Source organism: 'Chrysanthemum coronarium' phytoplasma (assembly GCF_000744065.1).
In the GTDB taxonomy this organism is placed as follows: domain Bacteria; phylum Bacillota_I; class Bacilli_A; order Acholeplasmatales; family Acholeplasmataceae; genus Phytoplasma; species Phytoplasma asteris.
Genome location: NZ_BBIY01000094.1, coordinates 1 through 1,649, shown reverse-complemented (window position 1 = coordinate 1,649; position 1,649 = coordinate 1). Strand labels below are relative to the sequence as shown.

Annotated in this window: 2 protein-coding genes; both read right to left on the bottom strand. The window is 29.7% G+C overall.

All coding sequences use genetic code 11. The features are described 5' to 3' along the window. The coding region (locus OYV_RS03760) for a hypothetical protein (RefSeq protein WP_042068364.1) at positions 1–261 on the bottom strand (261 nt) is incomplete at its 3' end. An 82-nt stretch (positions 262–343) separates the two neighbouring features. Next, positions 344–1,649, bottom strand: a 1,306-nt coding sequence (locus tag OYV_RS03755; RefSeq protein WP_042068363.1) for an AAA family ATPase, incomplete at its 5' end; no start/stop codon positions are given.

The window sequence follows — 1,649 nt, the reverse complement described above, 5'->3', positions numbered from 1 at the left end:
TTTGTTGGATTTATTTTGATTTATTATAAGTTCCTCTAAATTATTTAAATCTTTATCAAATTTTTCAAAATTACTTTGGGTTTCTTGTTGGAATATGTCCATTTCTTTTTCAAGAAGGTTAATTTTTTGTTTTAAATGATTGTTTTGAAGGTTAATGTGTTTTTCTAAATTATTATGGTTAACAAAGTTATAAGTTGTAATGATTGATGTAACAACAATTATTAAATAAATATAAATAAAATGTTTTTTATGCATTTCCATTTTGTTTTCTCATTTTTTTTGATTTTTAAAGTTTTTTTAAAATAAAAAAACTCTCATTTAGAGTCTTTTAATGTTGGTGAAATTATTTTTGATTATTATTTTGAGATATAATGTGATGTTTATCTTGGTAAATCGACAAGGTTTTACGGAAAGGGTTAAAGTGGAGGCGGAAATCAGTTAATTTGAAATTAGAATTGGAAACACGTGCGCGACCAAGGTAATAGTCTTTGTCGTCGTCTAAGAAGTATTTAGGGCCTTGGTATTTAAGTATTAAACAGTTACCGCCTGAGTCTTTTTTAAATTGTTTTTCGAAATTGATATTTGAATACAAATGACTGTCATCTTTCATATCAAATTGAGCATGTTCGAATCCATTCACGGAGGTTTCCTCATAAGTTAACCCTCTGTTATTCCAACGGTCGAAAGGATGACGGTCTTTGGTGTAGTTGGCGAGGTTAGATGGTTCTTTTTGGAGTTCACGACGATTTTCAACCAATTTCAATTCTTTTCTTAATCTTTCTTCTTGAGTTGGAAGAGTTTTAAGTTTGTTTTTAATATCGATGATTTCTTGGTTTTTATCTTTAATGGTTTGTTCGTATTTGTCAGGGGTTTGGTTTAAAGTGACTAATTCTTGTTCTAATTGTGGAATTTTATTTTCTTGGTGGATTTTAGTTAATTGCTGATTAATATTATTTAATTCCGTTTGGATTTGAGAATAGCGAAGATTGTAATAGTTAATTCCGTTTAAACTATCAAAGGTATAGCGACATTCAATTTTAGTTTCGTCTTTGGGTTTATCTAAATATTGATTGAATCCTTCTCGCCATTGAGCGTATTGATTTTCACAAGCTGTTCGTCGTTGTTTCACTTGTTGATGATCGGGTTTTGTTTTTAATTTCAAATTTAAGACTTCTTCGATATCAGAAGGCAACATAACTTCGTGGGTTTGAGGGTTTTGTTGAGCCCATTTAGCCGTTTTTTTGTAAGCTTCTTCGATGATGGTCGTTAAATCACGGTTAGAGAGGTTTTTGCCTTGACATAATTGAGTAATCTCTTTTAAAGCTAAGAAAGTATGATAACTAATTTGATAAGGGACAATAATATGTTTTAAATAACCTTCAATTTCGGAATTTTTTAAATTACCAATATAGATTTCTTTACTAAAACGACTGCGTAAAGCCGTATCAATTTTATGAAGGTTATTAGTCGCTCCCATTAAGACAATTTTTTTATTACTACTATTAAAACCATCTAATTTATCTAATAAAGTATTAATCACATTGACTCCTCCTGAAGAAATGTTGGAATCATTACGATTTTCTAAGCCTTCGATTTCGTCAATAAAGATAATGGTTTTATCATGACTTTCTGCTTCTTGCCACACTTTC